Annotated in this window: 15 protein-coding genes; 4 read left to right on the top strand and 11 right to left on the bottom strand. The window is 56.7% G+C overall.

Features of this window, described 5'->3' with window-relative positions:
- The gene (gene mnmA / locus CA832_RS06680; protein ID WP_088340829.1) at window positions 1-1,191 is read right to left on the bottom strand and encodes a tRNA 2-thiouridine(34) synthase MnmA; all 1,191 of its coding nucleotides are present in this window, start codon (window positions 1,189-1,191) and stop codon (window positions 1-3) included.
- Between the two features lie 151 nt (window positions 1,192-1,342).
- Between mnmA and CA832_RS06675 the strand changes: the two genes are divergently transcribed.
- The gene (locus tag CA832_RS06675) at window positions 1,343-3,226 is read left to right on the top strand and encodes a fasciclin domain-containing protein (RefSeq protein WP_088340828.1); all 1,884 of its coding nucleotides are present in this window, start codon (window positions 1,343-1,345) and stop codon (window positions 3,224-3,226) included.
- Window positions 3,227-3,479: 253 nt separating this feature from the next.
- Here the strand turns inward: CA832_RS06675 and CA832_RS06670 are convergent, their stop codons facing one another.
- The 4 genes from CA832_RS06670 to CA832_RS06655 form a co-directional block, all read right to left on the bottom strand.
- Window positions 3,480-4,046, bottom strand: a complete 567-nt coding sequence (locus CA832_RS06670) for a DUF6515 family protein (RefSeq protein WP_143542346.1) — start codon at window positions 4,044-4,046, stop codon at window positions 3,480-3,482.
- Between the two features lie 628 nt (window positions 4,047-4,674).
- Complete coding sequence (yidC, locus tag CA832_RS06665; protein WP_088340826.1) at window positions 4,675-6,510, bottom strand: membrane protein insertase YidC; 1,836 nt, start codon at window positions 6,508-6,510, stop codon at window positions 4,675-4,677.
- A gap of 74 nt (window positions 6,511-6,584) precedes the next feature.
- On the bottom strand, window positions 6,585-8,222 hold the full coding sequence (locus tag CA832_RS06660; RefSeq protein WP_088340825.1) for a CTP synthase: 1,638 nt from the start codon (window positions 8,220-8,222) through the stop codon (window positions 6,585-6,587).
- Between the two features lie 49 nt (window positions 8,223-8,271).
- The gene (locus tag CA832_RS06655) at window positions 8,272-8,511 is read right to left on the bottom strand and encodes a DUF3820 family protein (protein ID WP_088340824.1); all 240 of its coding nucleotides are present in this window, start codon (window positions 8,509-8,511) and stop codon (window positions 8,272-8,274) included.
- Window positions 8,512-8,556: 45 nt separating this feature from the next.
- Between CA832_RS06655 and CA832_RS06650 the strand changes: the two genes are divergently transcribed.
- Window positions 8,557-9,423, top strand: coding sequence for a hydroxypyruvate isomerase family protein (locus CA832_RS06650; RefSeq protein WP_088340823.1), 867 nt, complete (start codon window positions 8,557-8,559; stop codon window positions 9,421-9,423).
- Window positions 9,424-9,429: 6 nt separating this feature from the next.
- On the opposite strand, the gene CA832_RS06645 is transcribed toward CA832_RS06650, so the two are convergent.
- From CA832_RS06645 to guaA, 4 genes are read right to left on the bottom strand one after another with little or no spacing between them, the layout of a single operon-like run.
- Window positions 9,430-9,948: a DUF922 domain-containing protein gene (locus tag CA832_RS06645; protein WP_233131750.1), complete on the bottom strand. Its 519-nt coding sequence runs from the start codon at window positions 9,946-9,948 to the stop codon at window positions 9,430-9,432.
- A complete protein-coding gene (locus CA832_RS06640) occupies window positions 9,936-10,340 on the bottom strand; it encodes an OsmC family protein (protein WP_088340822.1) in 405 nt (134 codons plus the stop codon). Before CA832_RS06640 ends, CA832_RS06645 begins: the two co-directional genes overlap by 13 nt.
- On the bottom strand, window positions 10,337-12,475 hold the full coding sequence (locus CA832_RS06635) for a LysM peptidoglycan-binding domain-containing protein (protein WP_088340821.1): 2,139 nt from the start codon (window positions 12,473-12,475) through the stop codon (window positions 10,337-10,339). Before CA832_RS06635 ends, CA832_RS06640 begins: the two co-directional genes overlap by 4 nt.
- Window position 12,476: 1 nt before the next feature.
- The gene (guaA, locus tag CA832_RS06630; protein WP_088340820.1) at window positions 12,477-14,006 is read right to left on the bottom strand and encodes a glutamine-hydrolyzing GMP synthase; all 1,530 of its coding nucleotides are present in this window, start codon (window positions 14,004-14,006) and stop codon (window positions 12,477-12,479) included.
- Between the two features lie 531 nt (window positions 14,007-14,537).
- Here guaA and CA832_RS06625 point away from each other — a divergent pair.
- Entirely contained in the window at window positions 14,538-15,092 is a 555-nt protein-coding gene (locus CA832_RS06625; RefSeq protein ID WP_088340819.1) for a pyridoxamine 5'-phosphate oxidase family protein, read from the top strand.
- On the opposite strand, the gene CA832_RS06620 is transcribed toward CA832_RS06625, so the two are convergent.
- Together CA832_RS06620 and bshC are read right to left on the bottom strand one after the other, a co-directional pair.
- Window positions 15,081-16,454 carry a pyridoxal phosphate-dependent decarboxylase family protein gene (locus CA832_RS06620; protein WP_088340818.1) on the bottom strand — a complete coding sequence of 458 codons (1,374 nt, stop codon included), beginning with the start codon at window positions 16,452-16,454 and terminating at the stop codon, window positions 15,081-15,083. The genes CA832_RS06625 and CA832_RS06620 overlap by 12 nt on opposite strands.
- Before the next feature lie 52 nt (window positions 16,455-16,506).
- Window positions 16,507-18,111, bottom strand: coding sequence for a bacillithiol biosynthesis cysteine-adding enzyme BshC (gene bshC / locus CA832_RS06615; RefSeq protein ID WP_088340817.1), 1,605 nt, complete (start codon window positions 18,109-18,111; stop codon window positions 16,507-16,509).
- A 128-nt stretch (window positions 18,112-18,239) separates the two neighbouring features.
- On the opposite strand from bshC, the gene CA832_RS06610 reads away from it, so the two are divergent.
- Window positions 18,240-20,708 carry a M14 family metallopeptidase gene (locus tag CA832_RS06610; RefSeq protein ID WP_088340816.1) on the top strand — a complete coding sequence of 823 codons (2,469 nt, stop codon included), beginning with the start codon at window positions 18,240-18,242 and terminating at the stop codon, window positions 20,706-20,708.
- The last annotated feature ends 3 nt before the right edge of the window (window positions 20,709-20,711 follow it).

Raw genomic sequence — 20,711 nt, 5'->3', positions numbered from 1 at the left:
TCAGGATATTACGCCGGAACCTATGAGTTCCTCCCCGAGGTACCAGGCGGCAAACTGCCCCTCGGTGATTGCGGATTGCGGGGTTTCAAAGTCGATGTAAATCCCACCTTCATACTTATATAAGGTTGCGGGCTGCAATTCCTGCCGGTAACGGATACGCGCCATCACTTCCAGGGTACCATCGGGTTCCAGGGCCAGGTCCGGGCGTACCCAGTGCAATTCCGCATCCTGGATAAAGAGGGCTTTCCGGTAAAGACCAGGGTGAGACTTTCCCTGGCCGGTGTAGATAATGTTTTCCTTGACATCTGTTTGTATGACAAAAAGGGGTTCCGGGGTGCCTCCTACGTCCAGACCCTTACGCTGGCCAATGGTAAAATAATGGGCACCCTGGTGGCGGCCCACTACCTTCCCGTCGGAGGGTGCATAGTTGTGCTTGCGCGCATGGTAGGCAAGGGCGTCGGCCCGGGTTTCAAAGTCCGGGACGGGCTCCTGGTAAACCGGGGCCGAAGCAGGGACCTCCACAATTTCACCTTCCCTGGGTTTGAGCTGCTGCTGCAGGAATTCCGGCAGGCGAACCTTCCCGATAAAACAAAGGCCCTGGGAATCCTTCTTCCCTGCAGTAGCCAGGCCGTGTTTGGCTGCTATTTCCCGCACTTCGGGTTTGGTGAGGTGGCCGATGGGAAACATGGCCCGCGAAAGTTGTTCCTGGCTGAGTTGGCACAGGAAATAGGACTGATCCTTGTTGGGATCCGCCCCGGCCAGCAAACGGTAGTGCACCTCCCCGGTGCTGTCCGTAACACTATCCCGCTGGCAGTAATGGCCTGTGGCCACATAGTCCGCGCCCAGTTGCAAGGCCATCTTCAGAAAAAGGTCGAACTTGATTTCCCGGTTACAGAGCACGTCGGGGTTGGGGGTCCTCCCCTGCTGGTATTCCCGGAACATGTATTCTACAATCCGCTCCTTATACGGACCACTCAGGTCCACCGTCTGGAAGGGAATCCCGAGTTTTTCCGCAACGATAAGGGCGTCATTGCTGTCGTCCAGCCATGGGCATTCCTTGGAAATGGTAACGGAATCGTCGTGCCAGTTTTTCATAAACAGGCCGATCACCTCATACCCCTGCTCCTTGAGTAAGAGGGCCGCCACGCTGCTGTCTACGCCTCCGGAAAGACCTACTACTACCTTTTTCATCTCATTTCTCCTTCCGCAAAATTACGAAATAAAACCCGGCGCTTGCAGCAGGTGCATCCACCCTCCGGTTGTTAAATTACCCTTAACACGCTTGGTAGTTTGTTTAACTTTTAAATATTTTCGTTAAACGTTAAACCATCTAAAAATTGCTATGAAAAAGATTTATTACAACCTCAAAACCCTATTGCTGGGCGGGCTTTCCCTGGCCTTTGCCTTTGGGTGTTCCAACGATGACGACGGCAACGGCGGAACGCAAATCGAATCGAATATTGTTGAAGTGGCCCAGGCCAGTAACCTTACCAGCCTGGTAGCGGCCCTGACGGCTGCCGATGCCCTGCCTTCCTCCGACCTGATCGGGACCCTCAGTGGCAATGGTCCTTTTACGGTATTCGCCCCTACTGATGCGGCCTTTTCTAACCTTATCAATGATCTGGAAGTCTATGGTTTCAGCAGCCTGGACGATTTCGATACGGATGCCGAAAGGGAGCTTCTGGCGGAAATTCTCGCCTACCATGTGGTGGCCGGTGTTGCCGCCCAGTCCACGGACCTGAGCGATGGCGGAACCGTTACAACCGTACAGGGTGAATCTATCACTACCCGTCTGAGCGGAGGCGTTTCCATTGAAGATGCCACCAGCACCGCTGCCAATGTGGTGACCGCCGACGTACCGGCCAGCAACGGTGTGGTACACGTAATCGATAAAGTGTTGTTACCCCAGGCCGCCCTGGATGCCCTGGCCGCCCTGGAAGCTGAGCAGACCATCGTGGATAAAGCTCTTGGTAACCCGGACCTCTCCGCCCTGGTAGATGCCCTGACAGAGGCCGGACTTGTAGGGACCCTGCAGGGAGACGGCCCCTTTACGGTCTTTGCCCCCACCAACGATGCCTTTGCCACTTTCCTGAGCGTAAATGGATTTACGGGCGTGGAAGACGTGCCGGACGAGGTCCTCACCCAGGTATTGCTCAACCACGTGGTTAGCGGTGCTGTCCTTTCCACCCAGCTCTCCACAGGATATGTGTCTTCCCTTTCCACGGCCGGTCCTGGCGGGGCCAACCTGAGTCTGTATATCAACACAGATGGGGGCGTGGAAATCAACGGGATTTCTACCGTTAGCACAGCCGATGTGGAAGCCTCAAACGGGGTAATCCATATTGTGGACGCCGTGATTGGCCTTCCCACCATTGTAGACCACGCAACGGCCAACGCCAGCTTCAGCAGCCTTGTGGGCGCACTGACCGATGGCGGCAATACCACCTTTACGGACCTGCTTTCTTCCGAGGGGCCTTTCACCGTATTCGCCCCAGTGAATGATGCCTTTGCAGCCTTTACCAACCCCAATGGAAACGACATCAACAATGTTCTTTCCAACCATGTGGTTTCCGGGGCGGCAGCCTTCTCCTCCGGCTTGAGCAACTCCTATATATCCACCCTCGGGACGAATGCCGATGGTGATGCCCTCAGCGCCTATATCAATACGGATGCAGGTGTAACCATTAATGGATCCAGCTCGGTTGTGGTAGCCGATGTGGTAGCCACCAATGGAGTCATCCACGCCGTAGAAGAAGTTATTGACATCCCGACCGTGGTCACCTTTGCCACTGCCGACCCGGATTTCAGCACCCTGGTCAGCGCTCTTACCGAGCTGACCCCAGGCACGGATTTCGCGGGAATCCTTTCCCGTACCCAAGGCGGGAACGGAGATGGGCTGGACCCGGATTTCACGGTCTTCGCCCCGACCAACGCGGCCTTCGATGCCCTGGCCTCCATTCCTGAGGAAAGCGTCCTGACCCAGGTGCTCCTCCACCACGTGGTTTCCGGGAATGTGCGCTCCGAAGACCTTACAGACGGCATTATGCCGGCCACCCTGGAAGGCGACATGATTACGATTAACCTTCCCGGTACCGGCGAGAATATCGCCGATGTTACCGATGGAGCTGGCAATACAGGCATCGGCATTATAGCCGTGGATGTACAGGCTGGCAATGGGGTGATCCATGTCCTGAACCAGGTCATGATCCCCGACACGAACAACTAAGGTTCCCCCCTATATATTCTGAAAACCACCTGCCCTCCCGGCAGGTGGTTTTTTAATGTCTGGAAATGTGACCTCCGGCTACCGGCTGCTCACATACAAAAAAAGCGCGTAGACAACTTTTGTTTTGCTTTGGGGAAATCCGGGTGCATCTTTCCAGTCCCAAATCTTTCCAGACCTCAATTGACCAACAATTGACCCCACGAAAAAGCCCCGCCAGTTTGGCGGGGCTTTTTCATTGAACCAGGGACTAAGTTTACTGCTCTTCATCCAGGAGTTCCATTACTTCGTACCCCCCGTCTACTTCCCTATAAACGGCCTGGTTGAGCTCATAGGCGGAGACGCCATCCCAATCCAGGGCCTCGGCCTCTTCGGGAAGTTCCGGGACCACAGCACCCACCGGGGTTTCGCTTACTACGTAATCTTCCCCGTCCTGGATGTAGAATACGCCCTGGGCGTACCAGAACGGACGTCCGCGTACCACAATACGGCGCGGAGCAACCGACAGGGTCCTCACCCGAAAGCCCACAGGGGGAAAGGTCCGGACATAAACACCCTTACGGGCCAGGTAGTACTTCCCTGCTACAGGGTAGTAGCTGATGTTCCGGTAGCGGACTGCGCGGGTTGCAGCCGGCAATTGGCGCAGGGTCCGGTAGGTACGGCGGCGCACACGGCGCTTTTTCCGGCGCACGGTTCGTTTGGCCGGGCCGCTGCGTTCTACTTGTACTACAGTTGTAGTCCTGGAGGCCTGGGCCTCTGTTTCTGCCGGCAGGGCCATCAGGAGGCAAAACAAAGCAGGCCCTAAAATGTGAAATCGTTTCATGGCAATTCTTTAATGGGTTAACAGTGCTTGGATTCTTAAAACGCCTTCGCGTTTAATTGTCGCCGATTTTTTCGATGAACGGTATGGAAAGTTCCGCAGTTGTGATGAAAACCTGTTAAAATCCAGGGGGTGGTGGGGTTTTGCAGGGGTGTGGGGTATTTTGGCTTTGGGGGTATTGGGGAAAGCTTCCCCTATTAGTAAAAGCAGCAAGGTTTCCATTGGAAGTTCCGAAAACGGCCAGCACTGAAAGGGGATTTCAGTCTTGCATGATATCTTGAAACCGGGGCTTTGGGGGAAATTTCCCCTTTTTTACCAAAAACGCAACTACGTCAGTCAACCTCCGTAAACCAATCCCGGGTGCAAGGTCCATGGGGTTTAAACGGGTATCTTGGTATTAGGGGTTTCAGGGGTCCCCTTCTCGAAAAAACCCTGCCTGCATACCTTCAGGTGATGGGAACCTGCAGGGACAACGCCTAACTTGTCAATGGGGCTCAGGGGGCTTTCCCCTTAAAAACGGAACCCCATCTCACCCTCATACCAAAAGAAAACCCCGGCTTCAAAACCAGGGTTTTTTTCTGAACTTCAGTAAGGTATACTACGGTCGGCAGCCTCCGCAACCGTTCCGGTCCTACCGCTTTTTCTGTTTGTCGGCCTCTTCCATCATCTCCCGCATTTTGCGCTGGAAGCGGTTTTCCTTCTTCGGCTTCTTCTTTTGCTCCTGGATCTGGGCGTGGATCTTGTCCTCATCCAGAATCACATTTTTAATCACCAGCATAATCCCGATGGTAATCAGGTTGGAAACAAAGTAGTACAAACTAAGCCCGCTGGCGTAGTTGTTAAAAAAGAACAGCATCAGCAGGGGAGACAGGTACATGATGAATTTCATGTTCGGCATCCCGGGTTGGGTCTGCATCTGCTGGCCGGTGGTCATCATCATATAGAAAAAGATGGCGATGGAGGCCAGGATGGGGAACAGGCTGATGTGGTCCCCGTAAAACCAAATGCTAAAGGGCAACTGGGCCACGGTATCATAGGAACTAAGGTCTTCCGCCCACAGGAACGATTTCTGCCGCAGGGCAAAACTGGTGGGGAAGAACATGAAAAGGGCATAGAAAATGGGCAGTTGCAACAGGGCCGGGATACACCCGCTAAGGGGGCTCACCCCTGCCTTGTTGTAGAGCTTCATGGTTTCCTGCTGCCGTTTCATGGCGTTGTCCTTGTGCTTTTCATTGATCTCCGTAATCTCCGGCTTGAGCACCCTCATCTTGGCCTGGGACAAGTAGGACTTATACGTAACCGGAGACATCAGAATCCGGACAATGATGGTCATGACCACAATGGCAATACCGAAGGGCAGGAAGGAGCTTAGCAACCCGTAGAACGGCGTGAAGATATACCGGTTAATCCACCCGAAAATCCCCCACCCAAAGGGGATGGAATCGGCCAGGGCCAGGTCTTCGTATTGGGCCAGCACCTCCAGGTCTGTTGGTCCGTAGTACCACTGCAGGCTGCGGCTGAGTTCGCCCCCGGTCAGCGGAAGCTCTGTCCCCATGCCGAAGGTTTTGGTAAAGGCAGTTTCGCTGCTCTCCTCTTCCACCAGGTCCTCGGAGCGGAAGCGGACAGAAGCCAGGGGTTCGGCCGCTGCCAGAATGGAACTGAAAAAGTGCTGGCGGTAAGACATCCACCGGACATCCTGCTCGGTTTCATCGTCTTCGCCTGTAGCGGAGAGTTTATCGATATCATCGCCACTGTGGCGGTAGGTCAGCCGGGTATAGCGGTTCTCGTACATCACACTGGGGTCGTGGCGGATGGCTGTGAGTTCCCACCCTGCCTCCACGGCATCCCCGCGAAGCTGCAAGCCCTGGGAGCGGATGTCAAAGTCGACCAGGTATTCTCCCGGCTTCATTTTATACCGGAATTCCAGGTACTGCTGGGGTCCGGTCCGGGCCTTCATGGAAAGAACCTGGGTCTCCCCCTCTTCTTTCAGCTCCGGTTCAAAATAGAGCTCATTGGTATTCAGGACTCGGTTCTCAGCAGTGGTAAGGCGAAGGCTGAAATCCGAATTGCCGTCGCGGATGAGGTCTACCGGAAGGGAGTCGTGGTTCACAAAGGCCTTCATCTGGGCCTTGGAAATCTGCCCGCCCCGGTTGGAAACCTCCAGCAACAGCACATCATTCTCCAGGCGTGTGGTCCCTTCCCGTTTCGGGGTGAAGGCGAATGCCCCTACCTGCTGGGCATAGGCATCTGCCGCTAGGGAATCCGGCAGCTGGGTCTCAACCCTGGAGGTTGCGGGTTCCAGGATAGGCTTTTGGGCCTGTTCCAGAGAATCCTGGACCTGTTCGGCCTGCTGCTGCGCCTGAATTTCTTCAGGGGTAGGCTGGGTAGTATAGAACCAGTAAATGAGGATTCCGAATATCAGTACGAAACCGATAATGGAATTGATATCCAGTTTTTTTTCTTCCATTCAAAAAGGGTTTAGGCCGGATGTAAGGGTCCCGCGGGGCTTAGCCGACGCAAATATAGGCCCAATTGGGGAGTTTATGCCAAAGTGGCATCCTGGTTTTCGCGCTTCTGTTTCAGGGCTGCTCCCACGAAGCCCACAAAAAGCGGGTGTGGGTTGGCCACCGTGCTCTTGTATTCCGGGTGGTACTGCACCCCGATAAACCAGGGGTGGGTAGGGATTTCCACAATTTCCACAAGGCCGGTTTCCGCATTGATTCCGGAAAATACCAGACCCGCCTCCTCCATGGCCTCCTTGTATTCATTGTTGAATTCATAGCGGTGGCGGTGGCGTTCGGAAATGGTGGCAGCTCCCTGGTAAGTCTTATGGACCAGGGTCCCCTCGGAGAGTTCGCAGTCCCAGGCACCAAGACGCATGGTACCCCCTTTGTTGACGATGGTCTTCTGGGCTTCCATCAGGTCGATAACCGGGGCCGGGGTCTGCTCGTTCATTTCAGTGGAATTCGCCCCCTTGAGGCCCAGGACATTCCGGGCGTATTCAATTACTGCCATCTGCATGCCCAGGCAAATCCCAAGGAAGGGGATGCCTCGTTCCCGGGCATATTTCACAGCCTTTACCTTGCCTTCTATTCCACGTTCCCCGAAGCCCGGGGCCACAATAATCCCATTGAGCCCTTTCATTTTGGCTTCCAGGTTGTTGTCACTGATATGCTCAGAGTGGATGCTCTTGACCTCCACCTTTACATCGTTGGCTACCCCGGCGTGGATTATGGCTTCCTGTATGCTTTTATACGAATCCTGCAGCTCCACATACTTCCCGATAAGGCCAATGGTAATGGTACTGCCCGGGTGGTGCAGGCGGTCCAGGAACTGGTTCCACTGGGTCAGGTCCGGGTCCGGCGTGGGCGGCAGGTTTAGTTTTTCAAGGGCAACGCGGTCCAGGCCTTCTTCCTGCATCAGGATAGGCACCTCGTAAATGCTGGAGGCATCGATGGACTGAACGACTGCTTCCTTCTTGACGTTGCAGAACAGGGCCAGTTTCTCTTTAATCTCATCGGAGAGTTCGTGTTCGGTACGGCATACGAGGATGTCGGCTTTGATCCCGCTCTCCATGAGGGTTTTAACCGAGTGCTGGGTAGGCTTTGTTTTCAATTCCCCCGCAGCTGACAAGTAGGGTACCAGGGTCAGGTGTACCACCAAAGCGTTGTGGTCGCCCAGTTCCCAGAGCAGTTGGCGAACGGCCTCTATATAGGGCAGGGATTCGATATCCCCCACGGTCCCGCCAATTTCGGTAATGACCATGTCGTATTCCCCGCTATTACCCAGGATCTGGATCCGCTCCTTGATTTCGTTGGTAATATGGGGCACCACCTGTACAGTCTTGCCCAGGAATTCCCCCCGGCGCTCCTTTTCGATAACGCTCTGGTAGATCCGCCCCGTGGTGACGTTGTTGGCCTGGGAGGTGCGCACATTCAGGAAACGCTCATAGTGGCCAAGGTCGAGGTCAGTTTCCGCCCCATCGTCCGTTACATAGCACTCCCCGTGCTCGTAGGGGTTGAGGGTACCCGGATCTACGTTGATATACGGGTCGAGTTTCTGGATGGTGGTCCGGTAGCCCCGGGCCTGAAGGAGTTTGGCGAGGGAAGCGGCGATGATGCCTTTTCCGAGTGAAGAAGATACGCCCCCCGTAACGAAAATATATTTGGTAGCTGCCATGAGCGGAATCGGTGTTACGGGATTCAAAGATACAAATTGCCCGAGGAATTCAGGGGCGATCCGGGGGAAATTCTTGCCGGATTTTCCGAATGAGGCCCTCCAGCCCATTCTCGCGGATTTCGAGGGCAGCCCTTAGTTGCTCACCAAGCGACCCCTCCGGAAACCCCCGCTGGCGGAACCAGACCAGGTACGGGGAGGGCAGTTCTGTCAGGTACCGTCCCTTATACTTGCCAAAGGGCATCCGGTAATGGGCCAGTCGCAGCAGTTCCTCTTTTGGCGTGTGTTTCATACACCGGTAAAAATACTATCTTTAGAGACATCACAACCCTAGCCTATGAAACGCAGAAACTTCCTGCAGCAGGGGGCAGCGGCCTCGGCAGCCTTCCTCAGTACCGGAGCGCTTAAAGCGGCACCCTACGCACCGGTGTCAAAACCAGCCGGAAACCGCATTAACCACAGCGTCTGTTATTGGTGCTACGGCAGTATCCCCCTGGACGAGTTCCTCGGCAACCTGGTGGAGCTCGGCATTCCGGCAATAGACCTGGTGGGCCCGGAGGAATTCCCATTACTCAAAAAGCACGGCATTCACGCTGCCATGTGCTGGGGTGCGGGCAAGGGTATCGTGGAGGGGTGGAACAACCCCAAACTCCATGCGGAACTCATTGCAGACTATACCGAAAAAATCTCCCTCATCGCCGAAGCCGGGTACACCAACCTAATCTGTTTTAGTGGAAACCGAAATGGGATGGACGACCTGGTGGGGCTGCACCACTGCGTTGAAGGACTGTCCAAAATACTGCCCCTGGCCGAAAAGCACGGGGTGGTATTGCAAATGGAGTTGCTGAATTCGAAAGTGGACCACAAGGATTATATGTGTGACAGCACCTTATGGGGGGTGGAGTTGTGCCGTCGCCTGGGCAGCCCGAATTTTAAACTGCTCTACGACATCTACCACATGCAGATCATGGAAGGGGATATCATCCGGACCATACAGGAATACCACCCTTATTTCGGGCATTACCACACCGGGGGCAACCCGGGCCGGCACGAGATAGACGAGACCCAGGAACTCTACTACCCCGCCATTATGAAAGCCATTGCAGATACCGGGTATACCGGCTACGTGGCTCAGGAATTCATCCCCAGTTGGGAGGACAAGATTGCCGCCCTGAAACAGGGGGTGAGCATCTGCGATATTTAAACCGGGTTATTTCCTCAGGCGGCCGGCCATTTCCCGGTTCCACTTTTCCTGGGCTTCGGGGTTGCGGGAGAAGTCTGTTTCCCGGTCGTACCGGTCCTGGAAATCGGATAGCTCCTTGTTTGTTTCCTCGAAGATCCGCCGTACTTCAGCCTTCACGTTTTCCCCGAAGACCCGTCCGCTCAGGCGCTGGCGAAATTTTCGTGCAAACCATTCGGTGATGTCGAAATGCAGTTGTTCGTGGCTTAGGGTTACTGCCGTACAAACCTCCGGGTGGTACCAGGATTTTTCCGGGTAAAAAAGGGTTTCCACCTGCAATTCCAACACATACCCCTCCCCATTCCAACGGGCGTTGTATTGGTAGGAAATCCCGCTGGCCGTGGTAGCCGCAATGCGCTGGCTGGCCGGGGGCGTCCCACGAAAGTTCTCCCAGGTAAGACGCAGGCCGGGCTCCCAGGCAATGCTGGGTTCCTGGGCCGCAGTTACCAACCCCAATAAACAAAAGAGTAAACAGGCTAGTCTTGCCAATGAAAGGTGATTTCCTTTTCGATGGCCTCGTGCAGGCTCATGAGAACCGGGCAGGTACGACCGGTTTGCTCGAGGATTTTCCGGTTTTTATCGGAAACACCCCCGGGGAGGGTCACTTGGATTTCAATACGCGAAATACGCCTGGGGCCGGAGGCCATGTGCTTGGTTACCTGGGCAGTGGCCCCGGTAAGGTCCACTTCCAGGTCCTGTGCCTTAATCCCCATTACAGTCAGCATACAATTGGCGGCCCCGGTGGCTACGGTATCCGTAGGGCTGAAGGCCTCTCCCTTCCCGTGGTTGTCCACAGGGGCATCGGTGATGTAGGTGTTCCCGGAGGCAATATGGGTGTTCTCGGTGCGCAGGGCTCCGAGGTAAACGACTTTCGATGTCATGGTCCCTGGATTTCGCGCAGCCTGAGGCCCTCGTACATCATGATGTAGGAGGCGGTATTAAAGTACCCGGACTGCAGTTCTTTAACATAGTTAAACATATTCCCGCTATACCGGGTGTTGCCAATCTGGTCTGCGGCCTCGAATAAATCCGGCTTGTACGCCAGGCGCAGCAGCAGGTCCATCCCCAGGTCGAAGCCCCGCACGGCATAGCGGTCCGGTTCGGCCCCGAAACGGCGGCGGTACCGCTTGGTAAAGGCAGATTCGGCCACCTCCCGGTTCACTGATGGGTAGGTAAACTTCAGGTTAGACAGGTGGGTGGCAGAAACCACCTCGTTGTCGAAGGCACTCCGGTTGGTGGTAAACATACGCACCGGGGTGGTTTCGGTATTGGCCGAATTCAGGATGGAGGTCACGCTGGAGGCAATCCGGAAGTCTCCGGTCTCCACAAAGACCCAGTTTTCCCGCTCTTCCGAGAGGCTCGCCACAAAGGCTTCCATGTCCAGGGAAATATTCTCATCATCCTGCTTGAGGGCCACCAGTTCCGCGGCGGGGAACGCTTCCAGAATCCGGGCTTCCACTTCCCGGTTTTTCTGGTCCGAAATAATAAATATATTCTGGTCGGTAACGGTAGCCTGCATGTACTGCAACATCCGCTGTCTGAGGCGTCCCTCGTCCGTATAGGTGTAAAAGACATTCTCAGTCCCTACTGCCGAGGGCACCGGCACAGGGGCTACAACCGGCAAATCCAGTTCGGAGGCCCGGGTAGCTACTTCCTGCACCGACCTCGGGTCCAGCGGACCCAAGACGGCGCTGTACCTGCTTAAATCTTCTTGCAGCAGCAACTGCCGCACCCGTTCCGGTCGCAGCTGGGTATCCAGAGCGCGCACTTCTACGGATACGCCCAGCTCTGCCACACTGTCCAGGGCCACCATGAGGCCGGAATAAATGCCCAGGGCATAGGTCAGGGCATTGTTCTGCTGGACCCTTTTAAAGGTCTCCTCCTGGTTCTGCAAATCCAGCCGATCCAGGCGGAAGGGTAACATGACAAGCAGGCGGGGGATATGTTGGGTGTTAATACTGTCCTTCAGGTCGAAGGCATCCAGGACCAGGGTGTTCTTGACTTCCAACCCCTCGGCCTTCTCCCGGGGGATTTTCAGGACCATCCCGGCCTTCAGGCCCAGTTCGAGGTCCGGATTCAGCATGAGCATTTCGTCCCAACCCAACCCGAATTTACGGGTAAGAGAAAATTCCGTCTGCTTGGGTTTTACCTCGTAAAACACAAAATCCTGCGCATGTACTCCTGTTGTGTCCAACTTTTTTTCGGGCAGGCGCAGCACCATGCCCTCCTGCAGGTTGCCCCGCTCCATAATTTCCGGATTCAGGCGGATGATCTCTTCCCTGGAAATCCCGAATTCCTGGCTGAGGCTGAAAAGGGTTTGTTTGGGGGGCACCGTGTAGGAGCGGTACAGCTCTGTTTGCTGGTTCATCTCCGGGGCTTCTGCCGGTTTGGGAACACGGAGCTCCTGCCCGGCGGCCAGGTAACTGGTACTGCGGGGAAGTTCCGGGTTTAGGCTCAGGAGGCTGTCCATGGGGATCCCGAACTTGTGCGCAATACTCCACCGGGTTTCCTTGGGCAGGACGGTGTAAGTCGTCAGCTGGGATTCCACTTCCTGCTGCTCCCGGTACCCGGGGGCAAAACGGGGGATCCGGATGACCATGCCGCGCTGCAGGTCAGAGCCGTAGAGCTGCGGATTGTACCGCTTGATCTCCTCCTCTTCTACTTCGTAACGGCGGGTGATGCTGAACAGGGTCTCCTTGCGCTTTACCCGATGGGTAACAAAACCAATCGGCTTGCTCAAGTCCGTGCTGTCCTGGGCTGAAGCAACATTAGTCGCCGCTACCGCTTCCCGCCTGGGGATGACCAACAGGGTGTTGGGTTTTAGGGTGGCGCCGCCTTCCAGTTCCTTGTTGTGGCGGATCAGATCGGCCGGGGTCAGTCCGTAGCGCCGCGCAATAGAGGAGACGGTTTCCCCCTCCTGTACAGCGTGGGTGCGGAATTGCTGTTGGGCCCAGGCCGGGCCGCTCAGCAGCAGGGCAAAAAGCCCGGCCAGCAGGTACCTGCAAGCAGCGTTCATGTTATTCCCATTCTATGGTGGCCGGGGGCTTGGAGCTGATGTCGTACACCACCCTGTTTACCCCGGGCACCTTGTTGATAATATCGTTTGAGGTCTTCTGCAGAAAGTCGTACGGGAGGTTCACCCAGTCGGCTGTCATCCCATCCGTGCTTTCCACGGCCCTTAAAGCTACGCATTTTTCATAAGTGCGTTCGTCGCCCATTACCCCCACACTGTTCACCGGGAGCAACATGGCACCGGCCTGCCAGACCTTGTCGTAGAGGCCCCATTCCTGGAGCCCGCGGATAAAGATGTGGTCTACCTCCTGGAGGATGGCCACCTTCTCGCGGGTCACCTCCCCGAGGATGCGGATCCCCAGGCCCGGTCCCGGGAACGGGTGCCTGCCCAGGCGTTCATCCGGGATCCCAAGGCTGGCGCCAACGCGCCTTACCTCATCCTTAAAAAGCATTTTCAGCGGTTCCACGACCTTCAGCTTCATATAATCCGGCAGCCCACCCACATTATGGTGGCTCTTGATGGTTGCCGATGGGCCCCCGGTGGCCGATACCGATTCGATCCGGTCCGGGTAAATGGTCCCCTGACCCAGCCATCTGGCATCCTCCACCTTATGGGCTTCGTCGTCGAAGACCTCGATAAAGACGCGGCCGATGGCCTTGCGCTTCGCCTCAGGGTCCTCAACCCCTGCCAGTGCGTCCAAAAAGCGTGCCGAAGCGTCTACACCTTTTACATTGAGTCCCATGTGCTCGTACTGGTCCAGCACGTCTTCGAATTCATTCTTGCGCAACAGGCCGTTATTGACAAAGATGCAGTGGAGGTGGTTCCCGATGGCCTTGTGCAGCAGAACGGCAGCCACGGTAGAATCTACACCTCCTGAGAGGCCGAGGATAACTTTGTCGTTCCCGATTTCCTCCTTGAGTTCCGCTACGGTGGTTTCCACAAACGCATCCGGGGTCCAGTTCTGCTCCAGCCCGGCAATGTCCACCAGGAAATTCCTCAGAATGGTGGTCCCTTCCTTGGTGTGGTAGACCTCCGGGTGGAATTGAATTCCATAAATATTCTGGGAAGCGATTTTATAAGCCGCATTGGTCACGTCGTGGGTGCTGGCCAGCAGCTCTGCCCCCTCGGGCAGTTGCTGGATGGTGTCGCTGTGGCTCATCCAGACCTGGCTGTCCGGCTGCACCCCCTTAAAGAAAGGGTCGGCCTGGATATGGGCCAGTTTGGCCCGCCCGTATTCCCGGGTATTGGAAGGCGCCACATTCCCTCCCCCGAAATGGGCAATGTACTGGGCACCGTAACAGATAGCCAGCATGGGCTTATGCCCTTTGATCCGGCTCAGGTCCGGGTGGGGTGCCTCCTCCGACAGGGTGGAGAAAGGAGAGCCGGACAGGATCACGGCTTTGAACTCCTCCAGGTTTTCCGGGAGTTTGTTATACGGCTTGATTTCGCAGAAGATGTTCAGTTCCCGAACGCGGCGAGCGATCAATTGGGTATACTGGGAACCGAAGTCGAGGATGAGAACGTTATTTTGCATGGCCAAAAATAGTAATTTACACCCGCTTCGCCCCCCTTTTTCCGGGAGAGTTTTCCCAAGGTTATTTACATAGGGAGGAGGCCCATTTCCGGGCGCCATACGGGCTACTTCCGCCCGGGAATTCAGGATTCACATCACACAAACTTACACTAAAGGTAATGTGCTGCAATATCCTGGAAAAAAAGCACTTATGCCTTTTCCTACAAATTGGTTTTCGAAGATCTTTAGGCGGGACAAACAGCCGGTTATCCGGTACCAAAGAAAAAACCCCGGCACTCCTGCCGGGGTTTCTCTTTCCCCCGCCAGGGGCGGGGCAAAACCAACCTAAACACATGAACTAATTATGACACAAATTTGCTAATTCAAAACATTTTAGTTCCTGGAGGAAACCTCTTCCCGCCTGCGTGGGGGCAATGCGGGAGGAGGTATTGAGTTCCTCTTTCTTAGCAACTTTGACCTTATAACAACCCCAGGAAAAAATACCCTACCCCGAAACGCATTTTTTTTTAACTTTAGGTAAAATTCCCCGCCATGAATACCTCCATCTGGCAGGAAATCATCAGACAGATACAGGCCGGAACCTCGGAAAAATCCCATCCGTTCCGCTACGCCACCCTGGCTACCGTGGGCCTGGAAACCCTTCCCAGGTTACGAACGGTGGTCCTGCGCGAGTTCGATCCGCAAACCCTGCGCATTACCTTTTATACCGATACGCGTTCCAAGAAAATGCTGCATATCAAAGAAAACAACCGGGTAAGCCTCCTGTTGTTCCACCACGAAAACCAACTGCAGATCCGCATCGAGGGCCTGGCCATTCGCGAGCGATCGCCCGAATTGCTGCAGGAGCGGTGGAGCCACCTCCACGCCGCCTCCCGCCTGGATTACACCAGCGTCCTTTCCCCGGGAACGGAGATCGCCAGCCCGGAGAAGGTGGATTATATGAAGGAAGAGGGCAACCTGTTCTTCGGTATGGTGCACATCGCCCCGTTCAAAATAGAGTACCTGAAACTCTCTCGCCCCAAGAACACCCGGGTGCGCTTCTCCAAAAGGGGGTCCGGGTGGACCAGCGATTACCTAGTCCCGTAGGGTATCCAGAATCACTTGAATGTCCTCCTCGGTGGTATCCGGGTTGATAAAACAAAAACGCAGGACGCTTTCCACCTTGCCGCCGGAGGGCCATTTGGTGGGTGCCACCAGGGCGAGCCCCTCTTTGTGGTTGCGGTAGGTCCAATCCTTGTACTCGGCATCTCCCCACCCCTTCCTGCGGAACAAAACACAGGACAGGCTGGCCGGGCGTACCAGTTCCAGGTCCGGGTGCATGCTGATTTGGACGGCAGCTTCCCGGGCCAGGCTGATCCCTCGTTCCACAGCCCACTTGTAGCGGTTGGTCCCGTGCATGGCCAGGGAAAACCACAGGGGCATCCCCCTTAAGCGGCGGGTGAGCTGGATCTGGTAATCGGCCGGGTTAAAACCCTGTGCGCCCTCGTCCTTGAAAATGTCCAGGTAGGACCCTTCCTGGGAATGGGCCTCCCGGGCCAGTTCGGGGTTCCGATAGATTATCGCCCCGCAATCATAGGGGGAAAAGAGCCATTTATGGGGGTCGATGGTTACACTGTCTGCCTTTTCAATGCCCTGGAACAGGTGGCGGACCGAATCGGCCAGCAGGGCCCCTCCCCCGTAGGCGGCATCTACGTGAAACCAGAGGTTTTCTCTTTCGCAGACCCCGGCAATCCCCTGCAGGTCATCCACTATGCCTGCATTGGTGGTCCCCCCTGTAGCCACCACGGCAAAAAGGCAATCCCGCTGTTCGGGGTCCAGTTCATCTATAGCGCGCTGCAGGTCTTCCCCCCGCATAAGGTCTTCTGTAGGCACCAGCAGCACCTCTGCATCGATGACCTTCGCCATGGCCTTGATAGAGCTGTGGGCCCCGGCCGAGGTGATCAGGATGCCCTTGCGGCGGCGTTCCCCGCCCTTTTTCCGCCAGGCCTCCCGGGCGGTAACCATAGCCGACAGGTTGGCTGCGGTACCCCCGCTGGTAAAGACCCCGAAAGCCCCCTTAGGCATCCCGGTGAGGGACACCAGCCAGTCCATGGCCCGGTTTTCGCAGAAAATGCCCCCTGCACCTTCCATCCAATAAGCGCCGTGGATGGAGGAGGCCGAGGTCACCAGGTCGAACAGGACCGCTGCCCGGGTAGGGGCAGCCGGTACAAAGGCCAGGTGGCGCGGGTGGTCTATGGGGACGGTGGCGCGGACCAGGACATCGCGGAAAAGGGCGAAAGCCTTCTCGCCTCCAATCCCTTCCGGGGTTATGGTCTCCCCCACAGCTTCCATGAGATCCTTCTCAGTCCGGGGGCAGCCGAGTTCCGGGTCGCTGTTGCTGATGCGGCCCAGGGCGTATTTCATTACGTCCAGGGTCATTTCGACCGTGTCGATATCGATCCTGTGCATAGGGGTTGTTTTACCGGCAAAGATAGGATTCCCCGTCGAGCTTTGGAGGGTCTCAGGGGTAAATCAGCAGGGAGAATTCCCCGCCCAGGGGGTCGAAATGCTTCAGGAGCAACCCGGGCCAGTCCGCCCCGGTTTCCAGATAGAATTCGGCAAAATTCCGGCTCCGTTCCTGCAACTGACCGGAAGGGAACAGCGCCTCGTGCAGCTGAGAGAGCCGGCTCACATGGTCGCTGAGTTTGCGCTTCTGCGCCTTCAAAAGCCGTTTTTCCAGGTGGTCCAGGCCTTTGAGTTGCTTGACCTGCTGGGCGCGGACCGCGCCGAGGAAGGTGGGGTCGGTTTTCTCCGCTACTTCCAGCAAAGCCTCGAACTGCGCTTCCAGGTGCTGCCGCTGGGGGCTCAGGTCGATATCAATATTGGAGACTTCCCGGATTTTCCGGTTGATCAGGTGGTTCTTTTTCAGGAATAATTCCTGCAGAGCCACCCCGAGCTTTTCGGCCTTGCGAACCTGTTTTTCCGAGAGGATCAGGGCCGAATTCCGCAGCAGCAGGACCGGAAAAGGAACCCCGCTGGCCTCGAAAAAGGACTTTAATTCCAGCCAGTAGGCCAGTTCGCCCCCACCTCCTATATAACAGAGGTTGGGCAGGATAACCTCCTGGTAAAGCGGGCGCAGGATCACATTGGGCGAAAACCGCTCCGGGTGTTTATTCAGGGTTTCCAGCAGGGATTCCCGGGTAAAGCGGATATCGGTATCGACCACCCCAAAGCTTTCGCCCTCCTGTACCAGGCGGGAGCGCAACCCATCCTCCAGATAAAAAAGATTAATCTCCCTGGGGGACACCTGTATGGGGTAGGTGTCTTTGAGGGTCGTCAGGGCCTGGGTCTGCTCCGTTACCTTCTGATGGGCGAGGTGCTGCAGCAAATCCTCCCGCATATAGGGTTTAAAACAGGCTTTCAGCCGGGCATCGTCCGCGTCCAGGATCACAAGTCCGTACTCCCCGTAGAGGGTATGCACCAGGTAGCGGGTGGCAGCGGCCAGGGTGGGCTGTCCCAGGTAGGCTTCCCGGAACAATTGGGTGAGCCGCCCGGCTGCAGTACCCGGCCCGAGTTCCTGGGAAAGGGCGTCCGCGAGGGCATCCAGGCCTTTGGTATCCAGCCTGCCCACGGCACCGGAAGCTTCCCGGTTCCACCGCAATTCCTTGCCCCTTGTATTAAAATGGCTGATTTCCTCGAAATCGTGGTCTTCGGTGGCCATCCAGTACACGGGCACAAAATGGTGGTCCGGGTAGGCCGCCTGCAATTGGCGGCAAAGGGCAATGGCCGAGACAATTTTGTAATGGAAATAAAGGGGGCCGGTAAAGAGGTTTAACTGGTGGCCGGTTACCACCGTAAAGGTATTGGCGGCGCCCAGGGCTTCCAGGTGAGCCGCGGTAGCCTCCGGCACTTCCAGGCCCTGATATTGCTCCCGGAGCACAGTAGCCAGCACCTCCCGGTTCTCAGCAGGGTACTGCCCCGCCTTCTCCTGCAATTGCTCCCCCAGGGCTTCGAGGGATGGCCAGCGCCCATAGAAAGGCTTCAGGCCCGGTTCTGCCCGGAGGTAATCCGCAAGGAGGTCGGAAAAAAAGCCGGTATCTTGGTAAGGGATGCCTTCTGCGCGCATGGGTTGGTTTGAGCAGTCCAAAGATAACGCACCAGCCCGGGACAATCCCTAAAAAATAAGTTAAGATCGGGGTCGGCTGTTTTTAGGCGGATTCCGTAGTTTTGGGCCAAACCCAATTTGTCGGACCGATGAAACCATACCTTTTCCTGCTGGTGGCCCTTTGCGGGCTGCAGGTTGCTGCCCAGCAGCTGCAATCCCCTTCCGAATTCCTCGGATACCCCCTGGGCAGCCAATTCACACGCCACCACGAGGTGGTGGATTACTACCAGTATGTAGCGGAAACCCTTCCCAGGCAGGTTCAAGTGCACACTTACGGCAAAACCAATGAACGCCGGCCCCTGATGTACGCCATTATCAGTTCGGCAGCCAATATGACGCGCCTGGAGGAGATCCGCGGGGAGCACCTCAAAAGCCTGGAGGGTACCGGGAACGGGGCCACACCCATCGTTTGGCTCAGCTATAACGTCCACGGGAACGAAAGCGTCAGCACGGAGGCCTCCATGCAGACCCTCTACGACCTGCTAACCTCCAAATCCGCATACCTGGAGAACACGGTGGTGATTATGGACCCCTGTATAAACCCGGACGGGAGGGACCGGTACGTGAACTGGTACAACCAGTACAAGAATACCCCCTACCAGGTGAACCCGGAAAGCAAGGAGCACCAGGAAGGCTGGTGGAGCGGGCGCAGCAACCACTACATGTTCGACCTGAACCGCGACTGGGCGTGGCTTACCCAGGTGGAAAGCCAGCAACGCCTGCAGGCCTACCGGTCCTGGATGCCCCATATCCATGTGGATTTCCATGAACAAGGGATGAACGCCCCCTATTATTTTGCCCCGGCAGCCGAGCCCTACCACGAAGTCATTACCGGGTTTCAGCGGGAGTTCCAGAAGACCATCGGGCGGAACCACGCCCGGTACTTCGACGCCAATGGGTGGTACTACTTTACCAAGGAAGTCTTCGATTTGTTCTACCCCAGCTACGGGGACACCTACCCCACCTATAACGGGGCCATAGGCATGACTTATGAACAGGGCGGGGGCGGCGTGGCCGGCCTGGGCGTCATTACCCGCACCGGGGACACCCTTACCCTGAAAGACCGCATTGCCCACCACCTGACCACCGGGCTCAGTACCGTGGAGGTAGCTGCCGGGAATGCCGGTGCCCTTACCGATGCCTTCCGGCAATACTACCGCCAACCCCGCAACCACAAATACAAGAGTTATGTCCTGAAAGGGGAGCCGGACCGGTTGGCTGCCCTCACGGCCTTGCTTTCCAAACACGATATCCGATACGGCACTGCCCGCACGGGAACGGCACGTGGGTTCCGCTACAGCACCCAGGCCAACGGCAGCATGGCTCTGGATGGAAGTACCCTGGTTGTGCCCACAGACCAACCCGGAGGCAACCTGGTGAAGGTCCTGTTTGAGCCCGACGCCCGCCTGAGCGACTCCCTCACCTACGACATCACCGCCTGGTCCCTCCCCTATGCGTACGGCCTGGATGCCCTGGCTTCGGAGGCGGCAGTACCGTATTCGGAAACCTCCACTGCCATAACCGCAACTAGTGGGCAGGCTTCCCTACCTGGGGCATATGCCTACCTGACAGACTGGAACAGCATGAAAGACGCGCGCTTTCTGGCCGGACTGCTGCAGGCGGGTGTCCGGGTGCGGCGGGCCTCTGAGCCGTTCCGGGCCGAAGGCCGCGACTGGGACCGGGGAACCCTCATCATCCAGGCGGGCGATAACCGGAACCTGCCCGATTTGGGCAGCACCCTGGCCCAATGGGCCCGGCGGGAAGGCAAGCAGCTTACCCCGGTAGCCTCGGGGTATGTGGATTCCGGAAAGGATTTCGGGTCTCGCGCGGTAGCTATGATCCCGCAGATAAAGGTAGCCGTCCTTTCGGGCGATCCCACCTCCACTCTAAGATTCGGGGAGGTGTGGCACTTTATGGAGCAGCAGCTGCACTACCCCCTTACCGTCCTGGATGCCGACTTCTGGGATGAAGCCGAGCTGGAACAATACGATGTCATCGTATTTCCCGACGGCCGCGGGTACCGGCGCTTCCTGACCCCGGCGCGCCTGGAGGCCCTGAAGCAATGGGTAGCCTCCGGCGGGCGGCTGGTTGCCATGGGGTCCAGCCTGGATGCCCTCGGCGGGGAAGATGGCTTCGGTATCCGCCCCAAACGCAACAGCGCGTCCTCTGGCGAAGGGGAGGTAACCCCTGAGCCGTATGCCGAAGGCAGGCGGGAACGCATCAAAGGGGCCATTACCGGCGCCATCTTTAAGACCCGGGTAGACCCTACCCACCCCCTGGCCTTCGGGTACCCGGATACCTACTACAGCCTGAAACTGGGGAGTGCCTCCTATGAGCGCTTTCCCCGGGGGACCGTGGCCTACCTGGACGAAGGTGCCCGCCCTGTAGCGGGCTTCGCCGGGAGCGAGGCGGTAACGGAAATTTCAGGCTCCCTCATATTCGGGGTACGGCCCCACGGCCGCGGGCAGGTGGTCTTTATGGCAGATAACCCGCTGTTCCGGGGCTTCTGGGAAAACGGGAAGCTCTTTATGGCCAACACCCTGTTTATGCTGGATTAAAAA

This window comes from Robiginitalea sediminis (genome assembly GCF_002198115.1).
Lineage (GTDB): Bacteria > Bacteroidota > Bacteroidia > Flavobacteriales > Flavobacteriaceae > Robiginitalea > Robiginitalea sediminis.
Note: the sequence above shows the minus strand (reverse complement) of the source record. Positions and strands in the feature narration are given on the sequence as shown.